Here is a 20917-nt window from a genome sequence, read left to right on the forward strand (position 1 = left end):
TTTATAAACTAGAGAAGATAAGACTTCCTATAAATAAACCCCGTAAGCATTATGTTTACAGGGTTTGTTGTTTTCTGTTAAAATAGATAGTAAATGATTTTAATGATTAGAATTTTCATCCGCTTTCACATCGCTTTTTAAACTCATTTCCATTTCATGATCATATTTACAACAAGCAGGTAAATTTTCATAAGCAGATTCGCTCCCCATAATTTTATCCGTATCATATCCAGAAGCAGCAATAGCGTTATGAATTGCATCTAAATTAGTTTTGGCTTTATCAAAAGAAACATTTACTTGTTTTCTTAATTTATCCCATTCTACAGATTTTACCCCGTTTATTTTATTAACTGCCTTTTCAATGGTATTTTTACACATACCACAGTTACCACGTACACCAAATGTTGAGTTTGTAGAAGCTAATTCATTACTAGTTGTTTTTTCTGTTTTAGTAGATTCCTTTTTTACTTCGTTTTTGCAACTAACTAAACCAACAGTTGCAATAATTACAATACTTAAAATTACTTTTTTCATCTTTTGAAAAATTATTTATTATTTATTATTTATTATTTGTTTTACTTCTCCACATTTCAACATCATATCACCGAAATATGGATTTAATATTTGTTTTTCTTTACTTAACCAAAATGCGCCTTTATCATTATCTGCCATCGGACAATATTGTTTATAACTAATCTCGTTTATACCAAAAGATTGAACAGTTGAAATAAAATGTTCAGATAATTCTTTAAAATGCTTACGTTGTTCTTTTATGTTTTTAGAGTTTAAGATAGCATTACTACTTAATTTTAGAGTGTTAAAGAACATTATCCATTGTTTATGGGCGTTATTGTTTACTAATAGTTTTGCGTCAATTTCTTTTAATGCTTTTTGAAAGTTTAATGCACTTTTCTTAGATAAGTTAAAATCTGTTTTTACTAAATTATCCTTTAGGTTAATGTATGTGTTGTAAACTTTTTGTAATTGTGAAGTGAATTTTTCATTAACATCAAATTGCTCACTAATCATCTTTTGATGGTTCATCATAGATTTTTTACCTTGTAATTGGGCTGATGCGTCAATAGTAAATACACCGTTTGTTACTATTTCATCTCCTAATTGTAAACCGGTTTTTACTTCGTAATTCTCACCTAATTTTTCACCTAGTACTATTTCTTTCATTTCAAATACAGGATTATTTGTGTCAGATTTTATGTATACGATTGAGCGTTTACCAGTCCATAAAATTGCCGAAGCGGGTATGATTATCTTTTTTTTAAGGTTTTTTAGTTCTTTGTCTATTTTTCCTAATACAAACATTTCAGGTTTAAATAGCTTTTTTTTATTGGTTAAAATAGCTCTAATTGTTACTGTTCTTGTTTGTGGATTTAAAACAGGATCGATAAAAGATATTTTTGAAGTAAAAACTTCGTTAGGATACGAGTTCGTTGTAATAGTTATAGGTTGTCCTACTTTAAAATTACTGATTTGATTTTCATAAACATCAAAGTTTGCCCAAACTGTTTTAAGATTGATTAATTTTAGTAAAGGTTGACCTTGTTTTACATAATCGCCTTGTTCTACTAGCTTTTTTGAAACTGTTCCTGATGTGTTTGCATATATAGGAAAGTTTTCTCTTATTTTTTTAGTTTTTAAAATTTGATTTATTTGATTTTCTGATAACTTCCATAATTTTAGTTTATTACGGACTGCTTTGTGTAATTCAGGTTGTGTTTCTTTTAATGCAAATGTGGTAAGTAATTCTTGTTGAGCTTTAACTAATTCTGGCGAATAAATGGTAGCTAATAACTGTCCTTTTTTAATGTTTTCACCTGTGAAATTAACATGTAATCGTTCTATTCTTCCTGAAAAATAACTTACTAATACAGCATTGACTTCTTCATTTTCAGTAATTTTTCCCGATAATTGTATTGTGTTATCTGAATTTTGTGAGGTATTACCAATAATAGTGGTTTGCACATTTGCTATAGCCATAGCGTTTTTGGTAAGTTTAAATTGATTAGTTGATAAACCATCTGCTCCAGCTTCAGCAGGAATTAAATCCATTCCACATATTGGGCAATCTCCTGCTTCAGGTTGCATAATTTGAGGATGCATTGAACAGGTCCATTTTTGCGATATACTTACTTCGTTATTATGCTTGTGATTAGTTTCAGCTGAGTAACCAAATAATACTTTCCCCAAAATTAATCCAATCATTAAAATTATGATGTAAATGATATATTTTTTCATCTTTATTTATTATTTCTTCTTACTAACTTTCTAATTGTAGTTGAAGATATATACCACAATAAAAAGCCGCTTAAAACTGTAATTAATCCTAAAAGAGAAAATATTCTTAATATCATAGTATTAAAATTATCTCTACTTTCATAATCCATTGTATGGGTCATCCATAAAAAATCAAACCAACGCCAATTACGATGTCTTAGTGTTTGAAATTTTCCATCTATAATAGAAACATAAGCTTTTAATGAGTCGTCTGTTTTGTAAGATAATACATAGGCTGGTAATAATTTTTCCCTGTATTCGTGGTGCTTATCAACTTTATCGATCTCTTCAATAGAGATAATTTCTAAGTCCGATTTTAAATGGTTTTTTGCTATATATAACGCTTCATTTTTTGATATTCGATTTTTTTTAATACCATTAATCGCATTATATAGTTGTTTTTTATTAACCCAATAATATGGAGTATTATTTATATCTCTTAGTTCTATAGTTTTAATTCCTTCAGAAATTGTTAGTTGAGATGGACTTATTAAGTTAGTGAAAGCTTTTGGTTGATAATTTAAGTTTTTAAAATGATCACCATGAATTGCATCTATGTCTGTCCAACTAAAGTATAATCCACTGAGCGTCCATAATAAAAACTGAATTCCTAAAAATAAACCTAAATAACGATGAGCTTTCCTTATTTTTAAAGCTATGTGTCTTTTTATCATTTTACATTAAAATTAAATTTGACAGTTATTTTTTCCCAAGACAATTTAATTTCACCAGACTCATCATTTGTTTTGTTTATTTCATATTTTAAATGTTCTACATTTTCCTCTAAAAATGTTGGCTTTACTTTAAGCCTAATAATATCATCTTTCTCATCGTACTCGTCTTTACCATGTTGGTTCCAATTTGAGTTAAAGATCAAAGTCCATTTATTTTTAGAAGGAATAGTAAAGAAACCATATTTACCTGCTGGTAAGATAGTTTTGTTAATTTCTAAATCTTTATTAGTTTCAAGCCATGTAGCGTTATGTGCTCCAGCTTGCCAAACTTGGTCGTAAGCTAATAATCCTCCAAAGATTATTCTATCTCGTACTCCTGGTGAAGAATAATCTATATGAATATGAGCATTTCCTATTATTTCCATTACTGAAGTATGAGGACTTAAAACTTTTTTCTTTGAAGATACTGATGTTGTTTGTTCTTGGTTATGTTTTTTATGTTCTGTTTTACAACTAAAAGAAAACATAATAATTATTATAAAGAATACTATTTGTTTCATGATTTTTCTGATTTAAAGATGGGTTAAAAGAGCATTATTATTGCCATAATTATCATTATAGCATTTTCTATAAAAGTAGCTTCTGTCATAGGGAGTTTTAAAGCAGTACCTAAACAAGCGCAACGAATCGATTTCTTATCTAGTAAAGTTTTTGTTACTCCAATAGTTGTAATTCCTAAAATTAATAAAGTTAGTATTAAGGCTACTTTTATTTCAAAACGAAGTAGAAACATTAAGCCTAAAAAAGTTTCAATAAAAGGATACAATTTAGCATATATAGGAACTCGCTTTGCTAATGGATCATACATTCTAAAACTATCTGGGAAACCTTTTAAATCTAACATTTTAAAAAAACTAAATACGATATAAAATAGTCCCATAAAATCGAACATAAAACCACTCCAACTCCAGTTTTTATAATGAATTAATATACTAGAAACAGAAATGTATAATAAAATTAAAAAAAGAGGCTTTAATTGTTCGATTTTACTTTTACCCAGATCTATTTCATCATCTACAAAGGTATTTGTAGGTTTATTTTTAACAGATTTTTTTTCTGAAATAGTGTATTTTTCAGGTAAAGCATTTTGTAATTCTAATATATTAACATGCTTACTCATTGTTATTTCAACTTCCTTGTTTTTTAAATTCACATTTACATTGGTAATGTTTTCTATATCAATTAAGCTATTTTCTACGTTAGCTTTACAGCTTCCGCAAGACATACCATCTATGTTATATATATGTTTCATTTATTCTGAATTAAATAATTAATAATAGTACTTTGTATATAGTAATCGTGTACTGCTTTGATTTGATTAAGTTGAAGTTTTAACTGTAATTCTTGAATATCGAGAACATCGTTAAAGTCAATAGTACCAGTTTGATAACTTTTAACAAGTATGGTTTCTGCACTTTTGGCTTGTTTTAAGTTTTTGGTTTGTGTTTTGTAACTTATTTTTGCAGATAAACGGAGATTTAGAGCTTTGTTAAGTAAAGTTTCTAATTTATTAAGACGTTCTTGTTTCTGTACATTTAATTCTTCTTGTTGAATTTGATTTTGTTTAGTTTTAGAAGTATATTTTTTATTGAAAATAGGAATTGAAAGGGTTACCATTGGCATAACAATATCTTTTCCATTATCGTTAAAATTCATATTAGGTCTTTGGATAACATTAATATAATTTAATCCAAAGCCAATCATAGGACTACTTTCTTTTTGGTTTAAGAGTTCAGACTTTTCAATTGATTGGTATAGTTTATCATATTTTATTAATTCAGGATGAAATTGTAAACTGTCAATATTTATTATTTGGTCTTTTAATGGAATTTTTAACTCAGAATCTATATTTATAAAAATACTTTTATCTCTGTTTAATAATTTGTTAAGTGAAGTTTGTTCTGTTGAAAAATATTGTTCTAAAATTTCTTTTGATTGATTTAAATCATTTTTTCGAATTTGTAAACGTAAAACATCTACAGTTGATGCCGTTCCTACTTCTATTGATTTTAAAGCCATAGTTTCGTAGGTGTTTAATAAGTTTATGTTTTCGATTAAAACTTTTTGCTTAGCTTTAATTGTATGTAGATTGTAATAAGCGGTAGATATTGAAGCTATTAATTTTCGTTTAGCAATTGTAATGTCTTCAAACTTACTGTCTGCTAACGAACTTACATAATTTTCTCGTGAACTTATTGTACCAAACCAAGGTAACATTTGATTAATAGAAACTTTAAAGCGTTGTGCACCTGTTCGTGTTTCTGGTTCACTAACAAAATATCCTAAACCTATATTGGTGTTGGGTAAAGAGTTAACTTCATTTACTTTTTCTGAAATTCGTTTGTATTGTAATTCAAACTGTTTAATTTTAGGATTGTTTTCTAAGCCTTCTTTAATAAAAAATTGTAATTCTTGTGCTTTAGAAAAACAATTAAAAACTAAAATAAATACAAGTGCTAATATGTTTTTAGTTTTCATTATTTCTTTTCTTTTTTAATAAAAATTCTTCTCGTAAACAATATAAAACAGGTAATAAAAAATACGAGGTAATATCTATAATCATACCACCAAATGCAGGAATAGCCATTGGTATCATAATATCACTTCCTCTTCCTGTAGATGTTAATACAGGTAGTAATGCTAAAACTGTTGTTGCTGTTGTCATTAAACAAGGTCTAATACGTTTTTCTCCAGCTTCTATTACTGATTTTCGTATGTCAAATTCTGTTGCAGGTTTATTCTTATTAAAAGTTTGCTTTAAATAAGTTGCCATTACAACTCCATCATCAGTAGCAATACCGAATAAGGCAATAAAGCCTACCCAAACTGCTACACTTAAGTTAATTGGTTGCATTTGAAATAAATCTCTAATATTCTGCCCTAAAAAACTGAAATTTAAAAACCAAGATTGACCGTAAAGCCACATCATTATAAATCCGCCTGCAAATGCTACAACGATAGCTGTGAAAACCATTAAAGACGTTGTGGTTGAACGGAATTGAAAATATAAAATGATAAAGATGATGAGTAATGCCAACGGAACAACTATTGTTAAAGTTTTTTCAGCTCTTATCTGGTTTTCATAAGTTCCAGTAAATTGAAAGTTGATACCTTTTGGCACAATTAATTCACCACTTTTTATTTTTTGTTGTATAGTTTTTTGTGCATTTTCAATAACAGTAACCTCTGCAAAATTGTTTAGTTTATCGAATAACACGTAACCAATTAAAAAGGTATCTTCACTTTTAATAACTTGTGCGCCTTGTTCGTATTTAATACTTGTTAATTCGCTTAGAGGTACTGGATTTCCATTTTTAACAGGTACATAAATTTGCTCTAAATCATTTGGAGTGTTACGAAGTTCTCTCGGATATCGTACACGTACTGTATAACGTTCTCTACCTTCAATAGTTTGTGTTAAAGGTATACCCCCAACAGCAACTTTTAATACATTTTGTACTTCTTGTATAGAAATTCCATAACGTGCAATTTTTTCTCTATTAATATCAATTAATAAATAGGGTTTACCAACTATTCTATCAGCAAATACAGCTTCTTTTTTAACTCCTACAACAGATTTTAAAATTGTTTCTAGTTGTACTCCAAAAGTTTCAATTTCTTTTAAATTTTGCCCTTTTACTTTTATTCCCATTGGTGCTCGCATACCTGTTTGTAGCATTACTAATCGTGTTTCAATAGGTTGTAATTTTGGCGCTGAGGTAACACCAGGTAATTTTGTCACTTTAACAATTTCATTCCAAATGTCATCAGTAGATTTTATATGTGGTCTCCAATTACGATAAAATTCACCATTTCTATCTTCAATTAACTCATTAGTAGAAACATTAGAATAAAATATTTCTGAAGTAAGATTTGTTAAATTTGGATTAGCGACAGTTTTACCATTTTTTAGCACAAACAATCCATTGTTATTTACTTGATAGCGTTGACGTTTTCCTTTAGAATTAACTTTGTATTCTGGTTTGTAGATAATTACATTTTCGTACATTGAAAGTGGTGCAGGATCTAAAGCAGATTCTGTTCGTCCGGCTTTACCAACTACTGTTTTAATTTCAGGAATATTAGCAACACTCATATCTAATTGTTGTAATACACGTTTGTTTTCTTCAACTCCTGAATGTGGCATAGATGTAGGCATGAGTAAAAAAGAGCCTTCATTTAAAGAAGGCATGAATTCTTTGCCTGTATTTTTAAAGATTAAAAAACCAAGAATAGTAATTGTTGTAGGAATAGTTAAAAAAAGTATTTTATTAGCTAATGCCCATTGTAAAATCAAACTATAATACTTCCGTAGTAAAGAAAAAACACCTAATAACCCAAAACAGATAATTGCTACAAATAATACGTTAAAAAGTAAGCTTTTTTCTAAGCCAAAAGGTCTCCAGTATTCTGCTAATAATAAGATAATTAATATAGTTACAATAATAATATTTATGAGGTTGGTTTGTTTATCTGAAATTTTACCTAATAACTTTGAGATACTAGTAATTCCAAAAGCAATTAAAAATATACCTAACCACTGCTCAAGGATGATAGAAAATACTCCTAAAGTTGTTAATATGATATTAATCAAAAAAGAAAGGTTTTTAGAACTACTTCTTCTTTTAAAAATAATTGCAGCAAAAGGAGGAATTAAGAATAAAGCGACCAACAAGGCCATAATTAGCGCGAAGGTTTTGGTGAAGGCTAATGGACTAAACAATTTACCCTCGGCACCAATCATTGTAAAAACAGGTAAAAAACTAATAATGGTTGTCATTACAGCCGTAACTATAGCACCAGATACTTCAATTGTAGCATTATATACTACAGTATTAATAGGGAGATTATTTTTTTCTAAATGATTTAAAATGTTTTCAGATAAAATTACACCAACATCAACCATTGTTCCTATAGCAATAGCAATTCCAGATAGGGCTACAATATTAGCATCAATGCCAAAAGCTTTCATCGCAATAAAAACCATTAAAACAGCAACTGGTAATAAACTTGAAATTAATAAAGATGCTTTTAAGTTATATACCATTATAATAATTACTAAAATCGTAATTAGTATCTCTAGTGTTAATGCTTCATTGAGAGTGTTTAATGTTTCTTGAATTAATTCAGAACGATCATAAAAGGGAACAATGGTTAGTTGTGAAGTTGTTCCATCTGCTAATACTTTTGATGGTAATCCAGAACTTAATTCTTTTATTTTTTCTTTAGTATTATTAATTACTTCTAAAGGATTTGCACCATATCGAGCTACAACAACTCCACCTACGACTTCTGCACCTTCTTTATCTAAAATTCCTCTACGTGCTTTTGCGCCGATTGAAACTTTAGCAATATCTTTAATTTTTATAGGTGTAAAATTGGTAGAGGAAACCACTGCATTTTCTATATCTTTTATAGATGTTATATAACCTAAGCCTCGAACTAGATATTCTACTTGGTTAATCTCTATAGTTTGTGCTCCAATATCTTGATTACTTTGTTTAACAGCTTTTACAACTTGTTGTAAATCTATATTGTACTGACGCATTAATTCAGGATTAACGTCAATATGATATTCTTGAATATATCCACCAATAGATGATACTTCAGATACACCACTAGCAGATGACAAAGCGTATTTTACATAGTAGTCTTGTATGCTTCTTAGTTCATGTAAGTCCCAACCCCCTGTTACGTTTCCGTTTTTGTCTCTACCTTCTAGTGTATACCAGTAAACTTGCCCTAAACCTGTTGCATCTGGTCCTAAAGTAGGATTTACACCGTTAGGTAATAGGTTGTTTGGTAGTGAGTTGAGTTTTTCGAGAATACGAGAGCGACTCCAATAAAATTCAATATTTTCCTCAAAAATTACATAAATACTTGAAAAACCAAACATAGAAGAACTTCGAATAGTTTTTACTCCTGGTATTCCTAATAAGGATGTGGTTAAGGGATAAGTGATTTGATCTTCTATATTTTGAGGAGAACGTCCTTCCCATTTTGTAAATATAATTTGTTGGTTTTCTCCAATATCAGGAATAGCATCTACTGCGACAGGAGCATTAGGTAGAAATCCTGTATTCCAATTAAAGGGTGCGGTTATAATTCCCCATCCAATAAATATGATGAAAATTAAAACTGAAAAGAGTTTATTTTCTATTAAGAATTTGATGCTTTTGTTGAGCATAAAAATGATTTTAAACAATTAGATATAGGTATGTTAAATACCTTGTATAAGAAAAACTCCATTGAGTTTTCAAAGGATAGGTTGTCTAAATGTTTGTAATCAAATTAAATATACTTCGTCAAGAACCTGAATGTCTTTAATAACGAGTGGAGGTGAGTAATCTTTAAAAGGAATTACTTTGTTGTGTAATCCTACAAATAAATTAATATATGAATAATAAAAAGATAGAACGAAAAGTTGTTTATTGAAAGATACTTTGTCAAGTGAAGTTTTCTTTAGGTTATTTTGACCTTCTACTAGCTGTGTGATATCTTTACAACAGTTTTTCTTGGTAATAGAACATCTTTCATTATCTATTTCTTGCGTTATTTCCATTCCGCAAGTTTTTGCTTTATTAAAATAGCTTGTATTTACCAATGTATCACCACAAAAATGACTATTGATAGTAAACGACATTGTAGAAAATACTACTACTAATGCCATTAAAATAGATACTATTTTATTTATAAGTATGTTCATTTGTTACGAAACAAAATTACAAATATTATATAACTAATGGAAAAAGAATTATTTAATTCGCTAATTATTATGCTAATTTTAACTATAATGCAATTAATAGATTACAGATAAATTAATTGTTAAAAACAATTTAATGTTTTTAGTTTTTATATCTAGAGGTAATTGAAAAAATAGGATTTTAAACTTTATTATATAATAAAAAACTCTTCAGAATATGAAGAGTTTTTATAAATTATTTTAATATACCTAAATGAATAATTCTACTACCAGTTTGTCCAATAGGATTGGTGCTTTTACCAATAACAATACCGTCTTCTGGTGCAAAATATTCTTTTAAAATTGTACCGAAAACATCTCTTACTGTTGCTATTAGATCTCCTTTTTTTAAAAGTTGAGTTAATTCACAATGAACTTGAATTATACCACCAACTTGACTGTAAATCCAATATGATTTTTTACAAATTAGTGCTTTTTGCTCTGCTTTGTCTATAGGGTCATCATACATACTTAAAAAAGAAAGAGTATTATAAACACCAGTTAAGCTTGATCGAATCATACCTTTTTGAAATTTATCAGGATCTCCAACTTCAACAGTGATGGCATCAATACCTAAGTCAGCAGCAGCACCTCTAAGAGTTCCGTCTTTTGGAGGAGCGTTAAGTATTATTTGGGGGTTTTGAATTAAAGCTAGTTGTTTTGCTATTTTAGAAGATAAATCTGCTCTAATGTAATAAGAATTTACCCTACCAAAACTAGCAGTATGTAGGTCTAGTAAGTAATCGAAGTTTTTAATAATTCTATTTATAATTCTATTAGCATAAACTTTACTTCTATTGCCATCTTTATCACCAGGCATAATTCTATTTAAGTCAACACCATCAACAAATCTTCTCTCATTAACTAAAATTGAGGGAACATTAACAACAGGAATACCGATTATTGTTCCAGAAAGTTTTTCTAAGTTAATAGAATTAAATAATCGTTGTATTACAGACATACCGTTTAGCTCATTACCATGAACTACTGCTGTTATTCCTAGTACAGGGCCATCTTTTATTCCTTTGCCTATAATTACAGGAACGTAAATTGGTTGAGCAATTCCGTTAGAAACTAAATGTATCCAACGATGCGATAAAGAATTATTATCATATTCATTTAGTTTAATTTTTTTGATGATTGGAATTTTTTCGAATTTAGCCATTATATTATTTCTTTAATTAAAGAATCATCATCGTTTAAAGACTTAAATAATTTGTGTTTAAACCCCCCTTTTTTATTCAGTAATTGAATAGCCATTTTATCTATGGCAATAGAAGTTAAAACAGTTTGAATATAAGCTTCGATTAAATCGTCTAACCCTATACCTAAATTATTAAATTCTTTTCTTTCCATTAATAAGAGTCTATTTGTATCTGAACCCCAATCACCATTTTCTTTTTTATAAGATAAATTTGTTCCTAAAATATCCCATGAAGCTTTACCGTCTTGTAATGTGTCTTTTAAAGGAGCTTTAGCTCTTCTTGAATAAATAGAAATAGGTTTGTATCCTTCTTTGGTAGCATGAATCATCATTCTAAAATCTAGAACAAATGACTGTCCTTTTTGGTTAGGAACTGTCCCTACATGATAATACTTTCCTTCCGACGTAGTGGAGCTCCAATTATAGTTTCCTACTAAACTTTGAACAATGAATTTATTATAATCAAAATCCATTTTCATAAAATTATCTAATTCTTCTTGGTTAACTATAGTAAAAACTCCTTGTCCTGCATTACTATAGGGAATTTTTACAACAGCTTTACCACCTAGATTATCAACCCACAAAGGGACTTCATTTTTGTTAACATCCCAAATTGTATGAGGAGTTATAATTTTTAAATTTTTTTGTTGTAATTCAGAATTATAAAAAGAATATGCTTTTGAAGCAATTAATTTATTTCTTCCTCCTGCTAAACAAACAATAGTTGGATTAATGATTTTAGTTTTTGAAGATATAGGTAGACGATTCCATGGTTTTTGAGTTAAATATCTAAAAACTAAATCTAATTGTATCCATTCTCCGTTAATGTTTAAACGAATAAAATCTCCAGAAATATCTATATGATTTTTATCTAAGTCATTATAGTAAGGAACAAGGTAAACCTTTTTATTTAGCATATCTGACATGGCATGAGCATAACCAGAAGCTTCCATATAATTTTTGTCGTAAATAACAGCTACAGCATTATTTATTTTCTTTTTAAGTAAAGGTTTAATAGTGTGTTCCATAAACTTTCTATATCCACCTTGTTCTTTAAATTCATTTAAAAGAGGCATAGATTTTTGTCCGGAAGGACAAGAATTATTTTCTATAATTACCATTTGTCTTTTACCTTTTTCGGTAGTAACATGTAGTAAATCAGCTCCTGATAGATGATAATATTTTGGGTTATAACTCAAAATCTCTTTTAAATCGTTTGAGTTTACCTTAGGGTTTAAATGGCAGTAACGTTTTACTATTCTATCATTAGTTAAGTTTAAAAAATAACTAACCATTGGATGTATAGTTGCATTTAAAGATTTTTCATACCAGTGATTTTCAGATTCAAAGGTATTTGGTTCTATAATTTCAGTGTACTTAATCACGAATTAAAATATGTATTACTTTTTACAATTAAATTTTTTATAATAGAAAAAATTAAAATCAATTCAGTTAGAATCGTGTAAGAATTGATTTTAATTTTTAAATGAAGTTTACTAGCTGTTACATGAAAATCTCATTAGATTTTTTAAAAGTTTTGAACTCAATGTAATAGCCATTAGGATCTTGAACAATGAAGGTGTTTTGTTCACCGTTTTTATCTTCAAAGAAGGTCTTTTTTATAATCGTGTCAAAAGACCATTGTCTATTTAAAATTTCATAAATATTTTCCCAAGCATCATGATCTAAAACAACACCAAAATGAAAAGAAGGTAACTTCTCATTATCTAAAGAATAGAAAGGGAATTGAAAATCGAATTTTTCTGATAAAACAAATGTTACTTGATGACCAAATAAATTGATATCAACCCAGTTATTGGTTTTTCTCCCAATTTTTAAATCTAATTGATCGCGATAGTAGTTTATTGTTTCTTCAATGTTTTTACATGGAAGGGAAATGTGAAAAGAAGCACTCATATTATTTAATCAACTTAATCTCTTGTAATTTAAATACAACAAAATCTTCATCATCTAAATCATCGATGATTTCTTTATAAATAATTTCAAACTTTTTGCCTTTAAATTCATTTGATTTTAAATCGAATTGAACTAATATCATTTTATTAATCTCATCAAAATCAATAATATCATTATTTTCTAAAACAAAAGTATAATACCCATCTTTGTAACCTGCATATACACCGAAAGCAGACATGCTTTGTTCTGTACTGTAATAATTCATGTTTAAGTTTTTAAATTAAAAATCGTTATCAGTAAAATCATCAAGATTATTTTCATCAAAAGAATTTTCATCTTCCATATAATCATCCATAGTTTTTTCAAGTTTTCTGCTGATTTTCACTAAATAAATAGTGTCATCAGTTCTTACTTCTACAGCACTAATGGTTTCTCCTTTCGAATTTTGAAAAGAAATAATGTCATCGTAGTCATATCCATCTGGATACTTTTCTATCAGCAAGTCTAATATATTTGCTGTTAATTTTTCATAATCAACAATTATTCGTTTCATAAGAGTTACATTTTTAATATATAAGCAAATATTAATGGGGCTACAATAGTAGCATCACTTTCTATAATAAATTTAGGAGTATCTATATCTAGTTTTCCCCAGGTAATTTTTTCATTTGGAACGGCTCCAGAATATGAACCATAACTTGTTGTAGAGTCCGAAATTTGACAGAAATAACTCCAAAAAGGTGTGTCTTCTCTCTCTAAATCTTGATATAGCATTGGTACTACACATATTGGAAAATCACCTGCGATACCTCCACCTATTTGGAAAAATCCTATACCATTTTTAGAATTTTTTGTGTACCAATCGGCTAAGAAAGTCATATATTCAATCCCCGATTTCATGGTAGACGCTTTAAGTTCTCCTTTTACCACATATGAAGCAAAAATGTTACCCATTGTAGAATCTTCCCAACCTGGTACAACCATTGGTAAATTTTTTTCGGCTGCGGCATACATCCAAGAATCTTTAATATCTATTTCATAATATTCCTCTAAAACTCCAGAAAGCAAAAGTTTATACATGAATTCATGAGGAAAATAACGTTCACCATCTTCTTCCGCATCTTTCCAAATTTTGAAAATATGTTTCTGTAATCGTCTGAAAGCTTCTTCTTCTGGAATACAGGTGTCTGTTACACGATTTAAACCTTTTAGTAATAAATCCCATTCATCTTGGGGTGTTAAATCGCGATAATTTGGTACACGTTTGTAATGCGAATGTGCAACCAAATTCATAATATCTTCTTCAAGATTGGCTCCTGTACAAGAAATAATTTGAACTTTATCTTGTCTAATGATTTCTGCAAAGATTTTACCTAACTCAGCTGTACTCATAGCCCCAGCTAATGATACTAGCATTTTCGAACCATCTTCTAATTGTTTTTCGTAAGCTTTAGCAGCATCAACTAAAGCTGCTGCATTGAAGTGAAGAAAGTATTTTTCTATGAATTCAGATACTGGATGTGTATTAGTATTCATCATTGTCTTTGAATTTTGTTAGTTTATTAAAAGGTGAATCGTTAGTGTCCTCTTCTTCATAATTATCATCTCCATCATTAGAGTTAAATTTATAACTCAACATTTTATAATATAATTTAGCAGCTAAAAAATCTGAAGATTTATCCTGCTCGTTAGGACATAATTCAACAATATCAAATCCTACAACATTTTTTTCTTCAAATACTTTTCGAAGAAATTCTAAGGTTTCATACCAAAATAATCCTCCAGGTTCTGGAGTTCCAGTACTAGGCATTATAGAAGGATCAATAGCATCTAAATCAAAAGTGATAAAAACATTTTTACCAAGTTGTTCAATAACATCATCCATCCAATATTCATTAGTCGCCATTTCATGAGCAAAGAAGATTTTATCTCTGTTCATAATACGGGTTTCCGATATATCCATACTTCTAATACCCACTTGAACTAGATTTGTATTTTGATTTGCCTCGTAAACTGCGCAAGCATGATTACAAGAGCTTCCTTCATATTCTTTGCGTAAATCTGCGTGAGCATCAATGTGTAAAACAGTTAAGTTATTAAAACATTCATTAAAAGCTCTAATGGAACCAATCGATATAGAGTGTTCTCCGCCAAAAAGAGTTACAAATTTATTCTTGTTGATATATCTTTTAGTGACTTGATGTACTTCTTCAACCATAGCTTCAGGAGAAGAATCTTCGGTTATCGGATTAGCTAAATATATTCCTTCTTTGTACACTTCACTATTGGTTTCTATATCGTATAGTTCCATGTTTTCAGATGCTTGCAAAAAAGCTTCTGGTCCTTTATCGGATCCTTTTTGCCATGTGCTAGTTCCATCATAAGGAACAGGTATTAAAACTATTTTAGCGGTTTCTAATTTCCCATATTTTTCAGGAATATCTGCATAAGTTCTATTCGTTTTCATATCCTAAAATTGAAAGTAATTCTTCACTTTTTTGTTGTTCTTTAAATAATTGAGTTGTAATATCTCCGTTTTGGTTTTTTGTTATCAGAATGTGTTTTGGGTGTGGAATTAAACAGTGTTGTAATCCTCCAAATCCCCCGATAGATTCTTGATAAGCACCAGTGTTAAAAAAACCAATGTATAATGGTTTTTCTTTCTCGTATACTGGTAAATAAATAGCATTAACATGTTGTTCTGAATTGTAATAGTCATCACTATCACAAGTTAAACCTCCTAATAATACACGTTCATATTTATGTTCCCATTTATTTACAGGGAGCATGATAAAACGTTTGTTAATTGCCCAGCTATCTGGTAAAGTAGTAATGAATGATGAGTTTATCATGTTCCATTTTTCTCGATCATTTTGCTTTTTTTGATACAAAACTTCGTATAAAGCACCTCCGCTTTCACCTACGGTAAAACTTCCAAATTCTGTAAAAATGTTAGGAGTTTGAACATTTTCTTCATCACAAGCAGTTTTAATTTGATTGATAATTTCTTCAATCATATATTGATAATCGTATTCAAAAGCTAATGAGTTTTTAATAGGAAAACCTCCACCAATATTTAAACTATTTAAAGTAGGGCATACTTTTTTTAATTGAGTGTATACTTTTAAACATTTTAATAATTCATTCCAATAATAAGCGTTGTCTCTTATTCCTGTATTGATAAAAAAATGTAACATTTTTAATTCTACTTGAGGATTGTTTGCTATTTCTTTTTCATAAAAAGAAACTATATTTTTGTAGCCAATTCCTAAGCGACTTGTATAAAATTCGAATTTAGGTTCTTCTTCAGAAGCAATTCTAATTCCAATATTAAGTTTACTTTTTGTTTCTTCTAAAAGTAAATTTAGTTCTTCATAGTTGTCGATTATAGGAATACAATTTTTATGTCCTCCTTCAATTAAGCTGACAATGTTAGCTATATATTGATCTCTTTTAAAACCATTGCATAAAACAAAGGCATCTTCTTTTAATCTTCCTTGTTTTTTTAATGATTTAACAATATCAATATCAAAAGCAGATGAAGTTTCTATATGGATGTTGTTTTGTAATGCTTCATCTAAAACGTACTTAAAGTGTGAGCTTTTTGTACAATAAGAATAGTTGTATGTACCTTTATAGTCATATTTTTCCATAGCATTTTTAAACCACTTCTGTGCTTTTGTAATGTTTTCGGAAATTTTAGGTAAATACGTGAATTTTAATGGAGTTCCATATTGTTTAATTAACTCCATTAAATTGATACCATGAAAAAACAAATCTTCATGTTTTGTTTGAAATTCCTCTTGTGGAAAATCAAAAGTTTGTTCGATTAAATCTTTATATTTAGTATTCATTTAATTTCAATTAAAATTATAGATAACAAACCCTTTAGCTATCTAATTGCTTGATTTGATATAACCAAAATTGAAATTGAGGTACTAAACTCTAAGTTCTAAATACACACCTCGTAAACGAAGATTTTGAAGTGTGTTTAAAGTAAGATCGGAAGAAACCTTAATTTTTTCGTTGTGTTTCTCAAACACAAAACAATTTTTTATCTTCCTTAAAAAATTGTTTACGAAATAAGTAAAACTTAACATTTTATTTTACCATAGGTAAATCAAATGTAAACTTTTTTTAAATACAAAATAATAATTATTGCTTTTTTGCATTATAATATTTTGATATAAAAAACCGCTAATCCATTTTTCAGAATTAGCGGAATAAAGATCAAAAAAAATTCTCCCGGTTTTTTTTGATTAATTATCTATTTCTTAATAAGTTTTTTCTTCATTATAATTTCATCACCTTCTTTAATATGTATGAAATATATTCCTGAAGCTTCTGATTTTGGTGTTATTATTTTACTACCATTAATATCTTTCATGCTTTTTTCTTGGAATACAATTCTCCCATTTACATCATATATGATGATTTCTATCGGCGCGCGAATATACATTTTTTTCATAGAAATAGTAATGTAGTTTGTAAATGGATTTGGTTTTATTTCAAAATCATTAACAGATAGTGTAGGAGGGTAGTTAAGATTATTTTTAGAATAAGATCGATTAGTTATAGTTTCACAGGTATTCAAAAATTTCCATTCGCTAGATGTTTTCTCAAATAAATTACCTTGGTAAACCACTTTTGTACCTATTGAATATCTCACACCACTTTTCCATTCAGGAATACTCGAGCAAACGTTTGGATTAGTAGGGTTTTCATTTGTTGTATAGGAAACAATTAATCGAGCTGCTTTTCCAGATCCGCCTTCGTAAGAATCTGCGACACGTTTAGCAGAAGTGTTTGTTAAACTTATTCCTTTACCTTTAATAATGAAACTAAGATTGTTTCCAGAAGCCCATTCACTTTTATTTACTAAACTTTGAACCATCGCTTTTAAGTTTGGGGAGCGTTGTGCGCTTCCATTTTGACCACTAGACCAAGAACTAGGACTCCAAACTATTTTTGAATTAAAAGTGGTTCTTGAAGAAACATTATTAGAATTAGAGAAACTAGGAGAGTTACTGTTATCGTGTAAACTTATTTCAAGTTCGGCATTAGTACTATTGCTCTCATCTGCATTAAACTGTATATAAGCATTAGAAATAGTTGCATTTTTGGGAAGGTTTACATTCGTAAAACGTAAGCCAATTTTTTGATATCCATTATTATTATAGCTATCATAAACAAGCTCTAAGTCACTACTATTAGTGTAAATTGAACCGTTTTCACTTTCTTCAACATCATCATTCCCAGAAGCAATGGCAACTTCAATAGTTTTAAGATCGTTATCAGAATCTCCGTCTCCAGAAGTATTCCTGTTTATGGTAACAACACTACCGTTTGAGGGATTCCAAATATCTAAATTAGAAGGAATTTGAAAAGGATTACTATTAGAAACAGAACCGACATCTGCAGCATTGTCTACACGAATAGTTCTGATTTCAATTTTTTTTTCATCAACAAATATCCATTTAAATTGATTAAATCTCCCTGAATTACGAGTCCAATCTTTATTATCATCATTAGAACGTAATGGAGCTCCCCAACAACCTTCACCAGCATATACTGTTCCGTTAGTGTTGTCTCTTACAAAACCTTCATCATTTCCAGAACTAGTAGAAGGTCTAACTGGCCAAGTAGTTTTTACTGTATGTGCATCGCACTCTACAACTAATTGTACTTTATTGTCATAAAAAGTACGTGCCCAATTACTGTATTGACTATTTCCTTCTGATTTAAAACGAACGTGCGGACGCATAGGTTTGTGGTATTGAGCAATTTTCCATTTTGTACTTGAGTTATTTGCTAAGTCACTACGCAACCAACTTGTTTGATTTCCTGAAATAGAAATTTCTGTATTTAAAGTATAAGTTCTTACTAAATTATTCCCAAAAGTAATAGCATAGTATATATTTGAAGAGGGTGTGTCAAAAAGGTTATAAATACTATTATTACTATCTTCATGATTACCTCTTGCAGTAATAATAGGAAACATTCTTCCGTCTGAGGCAATAGTTAATTGCCAGTCATTAAACCAAGTTTGCCATTGACTATTAGTGTCGTCATCTGTCATATCTCCACCAAATAAAACTGCATTTGGTTTTAATTTAGAAACTAATAAGTTAGCATTTCTTCTTGGAGTTCTGTTGTTTCTAGAATCTCCACCAGCAATAAAAGAAAGTTTACTGTTATCTGAAGTAGCAGTCTTAAACCATAACCTTTTGCTTACTCCTTCACTATCTCTAATTACAAAATAGTAAGCAGTATTAGGGTTTAACCCTGTTAAACGGACAAAATGGTTATTCATTCCTTTATAAAAAGAAGTTCTACTAGGTGAAGCAGAATAAGGATAATTACTATAATTTGTTCCATAATCTGTAGTTCCAAAATATACTTGTGGGTTACTACCTGAAATTTGATTCCATCCAATAACGATAGAAGTAGCTGGATTTCCTCTTAATGTTAAACGATATTTATCGTTGCTAGCATTAAGATTGAATCCTACTAATAAAAGAATTACTAATGATAAAATTTTTTTCATTTTGAAGTAGGGGTTAATTGGTTAAGTTGCAACGAATGTATAAAACTTATAAAATGATTTATGTTGATTTTCAATTGTTAATTAAAAATTAAATCACTTAACTATTACTTCAAGTAAATTTAACATCTCCGTTTTTATCAGTTAACATTGTTTACACTTAATTTGGGGTATGAATAAAATTAATCTCCTTAAACTATCTGTTTTTTTTATTTTTATTGGTAGAGCTTGGCAACATCTTTTTTGGGATGCTCCTTATCGAACTTTTTTCTGGGATGAATCTCTTTTAAAGCCTATAATTGAAAATTGGTTTGGTGTTTCTTGGAGAATTTATGCTACAAGTAGTACTACTGATTTTTTAGTACAATCATTAATTATAGGAAAAGGGTTTTTATATGTGATGGCTGCAATTTCAAGTTTGTTAATTACAAAGTCTAATAAAAAAATATTAAAGATTCCAATATTTATAGGAGGAGTAAGTTTGGTTATTTTAACTATTCTTTTAACCAAAGAAAAATTTTATCATTTTGCTCAATTTTTCGAACATAGTATTCAATTTGGTTTGCCGTTTGTTCTATTGTATTCTTTAAAAGAAGGTTATAATAAACAAAAACTAATTGTCATTTTAAAAATATTAATTGTAGTAACATTTTTCTCTCATGGTTTGTATGCTTTTGGAGTGTATCCTGTACCGGGGAAATTTGTAGATATGGTAATAAATATCTTTGGATGCTCTGAATCTTTTGCGCTTTCATTTTTATATATAGCAGGAATTTTAGACTTTGTTATAGCGGTCTTGATTTTTATTCCGAAGTTAAGTAAGTATGTATTGATTTATGCAGTAGTTTGGGGCTTGTTGACTGCTTTGGCTAGAGTAGCCGCTAATTTTTATTGGGATTTTCCTATACAATCTCTTCATCAAAATTTGTATCAGGTAATATATAGGTTACCTCACGGTATTACTCCATTGATAGTGTTAACTGGTATTGTAGTTTATTTAAAACAGAAAAAAACTTTAAAAATTAAAGAAATTACCGGTTGAAATTTCAAATTTATATCACTTTAATCATTGTAACTATTGGTGTTATCTTTATATTAAGTTCATTCGTCTATAAAACCCTGTTTTTTATTAAAGTAATTTATAATTTTAAATTGTTTAAATAACAATCCCCAAAATTATAAGTTATGATCACCAATACAATGCTATTAAAAAAGTTGTGTTTTAAGAACGCAGATAGAAAAATGATATTAGAATTAATTAAATCTGAAGACTTTTTCAAAAAAGAAAGTATACTAAATAATAAGGAATTTGAATATTTACTGAGGTTGCAGATTAGTAATTAATTTAATAGTTGTGTTCTTATACACAGACATTAATCTTCTTAAGTTTTTTGAAGAGTACAAATTTTATTTTTTTTCTGAAATTTAAAATAGTTACTATTTCTACGACCCTTAGCTTTATGCTAAATATCACTCGTATAGTT

Annotated in this window: 18 protein-coding genes; 1 reads left to right on the forward strand and 17 read right to left on the reverse strand. The window is 28.8% G+C overall.

Annotated features, from left to right (window positions below; translation table 11 throughout):
• Positions 1–99 precede the first annotated feature (99 nt).
• The 17 genes from AC2TEO_RS16140 to AC2TEO_RS16220 form a co-directional block, all read right to left on the reverse strand.
• Positions 100–534: a cation transporter gene (locus tag AC2TEO_RS16140; RefSeq protein WP_442265806.1), complete on the reverse strand. Its 435-nt coding sequence runs from the start codon at positions 532–534 to the stop codon at positions 100–102.
• An 18-nt stretch (positions 535–552) separates the two neighbouring features.
• Positions 553–2253: an efflux RND transporter periplasmic adaptor subunit gene (locus AC2TEO_RS16145; RefSeq protein ID WP_442265807.1), complete on the reverse strand. Its 1701-nt coding sequence runs from the start codon at positions 2251–2253 to the stop codon at positions 553–555.
• Positions 2254–2255: 2 nt separating this feature from the next.
• Positions 2256–2966: a PepSY domain-containing protein gene (locus tag AC2TEO_RS16150; RefSeq protein WP_442265808.1), complete on the reverse strand. Its 711-nt coding sequence runs from the start codon at positions 2964–2966 to the stop codon at positions 2256–2258.
• Positions 2963–3526: a DUF2911 domain-containing protein gene (locus AC2TEO_RS16155; RefSeq protein ID WP_442265809.1), complete on the reverse strand. Its 564-nt coding sequence runs from the start codon at positions 3524–3526 to the stop codon at positions 2963–2965. The genes AC2TEO_RS16150 and AC2TEO_RS16155 overlap by 4 nt, the downstream gene beginning before the upstream one ends.
• A gap of 23 nt (positions 3527–3549) precedes the next feature.
• A complete protein-coding gene (locus tag AC2TEO_RS16160; protein WP_442265810.1) occupies positions 3550–4278 on the reverse strand; it encodes a heavy-metal-associated domain-containing protein in 729 nt (242 codons plus the stop codon).
• The gene (locus tag AC2TEO_RS16165; protein WP_442265811.1) at positions 4275–5504 is read right to left on the reverse strand and encodes a TolC family protein; all 1230 of its coding nucleotides are present in this window, start codon (positions 5502–5504) and stop codon (positions 4275–4277) included. Before AC2TEO_RS16165 ends, AC2TEO_RS16160 begins: the two co-directional genes overlap by 4 nt.
• The gene (locus AC2TEO_RS16170) at positions 5494–9213 is read right to left on the reverse strand and encodes an efflux RND transporter permease subunit (protein WP_442265812.1); all 3720 of its coding nucleotides are present in this window, start codon (positions 9211–9213) and stop codon (positions 5494–5496) included. The genes AC2TEO_RS16165 and AC2TEO_RS16170 overlap by 11 nt, the downstream gene beginning before the upstream one ends.
• A 99-nt stretch (positions 9214–9312) precedes the next feature.
• Entirely contained in the window at positions 9313–9732 is a 420-nt protein-coding gene (locus tag AC2TEO_RS16175; RefSeq protein WP_442265813.1) for an HYC_CC_PP family protein, read from the reverse strand.
• 232 nt (positions 9733–9964) lie between these two features.
• Positions 9965–10933 carry a succinylglutamate desuccinylase/aspartoacylase family protein gene (locus AC2TEO_RS16180; protein ID WP_442265814.1) on the reverse strand — a complete coding sequence of 323 codons (969 nt, stop codon included), beginning with the start codon at positions 10931–10933 and terminating at the stop codon, positions 9965–9967.
• Positions 10933–12357 (reverse strand): ATP-grasp domain-containing protein, encoded by a 1425-nt coding sequence (locus AC2TEO_RS16185; RefSeq protein WP_442265815.1) that lies wholly within the window; start codon positions 12355–12357, stop codon positions 10933–10935. Before AC2TEO_RS16185 ends, AC2TEO_RS16180 begins: the two co-directional genes overlap by 1 nt.
• A gap of 118 nt (positions 12358–12475) precedes the next feature.
• Positions 12476–12889: a VOC family protein gene (locus tag AC2TEO_RS16190; RefSeq protein WP_442265816.1), complete on the reverse strand. Its 414-nt coding sequence runs from the start codon at positions 12887–12889 to the stop codon at positions 12476–12478.
• A 1-nt stretch (position 12890) separates the two neighbouring features.
• Positions 12891–13154 carry a hypothetical protein gene (locus tag AC2TEO_RS16195; RefSeq protein WP_442265817.1) on the reverse strand — a complete coding sequence of 88 codons (264 nt, stop codon included), beginning with the start codon at positions 13152–13154 and terminating at the stop codon, positions 12891–12893.
• Between the two features lie 15 nt (positions 13155–13169).
• Positions 13170–13442, reverse strand: a complete 273-nt coding sequence (locus AC2TEO_RS16200) for a hypothetical protein (protein WP_442265818.1) — start codon at positions 13440–13442, stop codon at positions 13170–13172.
• A gap of 5 nt (positions 13443–13447) precedes the next feature.
• Positions 13448–14428, reverse strand: coding sequence for a deoxyhypusine synthase family protein (locus AC2TEO_RS16205; protein ID WP_442265819.1), 981 nt, complete (start codon positions 14426–14428; stop codon positions 13448–13450).
• Entirely contained in the window at positions 14415–15356 is a 942-nt protein-coding gene (speB, locus tag AC2TEO_RS16210) for an agmatinase (RefSeq protein ID WP_442265820.1), read from the reverse strand. The genes AC2TEO_RS16205 and speB overlap by 14 nt, the downstream gene beginning before the upstream one ends.
• Positions 15343–16743 carry a type III PLP-dependent enzyme domain-containing protein gene (locus AC2TEO_RS16215; protein ID WP_442265821.1) on the reverse strand — a complete coding sequence of 467 codons (1401 nt, stop codon included), beginning with the start codon at positions 16741–16743 and terminating at the stop codon, positions 15343–15345. The genes speB and AC2TEO_RS16215 overlap by 14 nt, the downstream gene beginning before the upstream one ends.
• Positions 16744–17156: 413 nt before the next feature.
• Complete coding sequence (locus AC2TEO_RS16220) at positions 17157–19436, reverse strand: purple acid phosphatase family protein (protein WP_442265822.1); 2280 nt, start codon at positions 19434–19436, stop codon at positions 17157–17159.
• Positions 19437–19605: 169 nt separating this feature from the next.
• Here AC2TEO_RS16220 and AC2TEO_RS16225 point away from each other — a divergent pair, with 169 nt between their 5' ends.
• Positions 19606–20475: a hypothetical protein gene (locus tag AC2TEO_RS16225; protein WP_442265823.1), complete on the forward strand. Its 870-nt coding sequence runs from the start codon at positions 19606–19608 to the stop codon at positions 20473–20475.
• The last annotated feature ends 442 nt before the right edge of the window (positions 20476–20917 follow it).

The organism is Tenacibaculum aquaeponti (assembly GCF_057221555.1).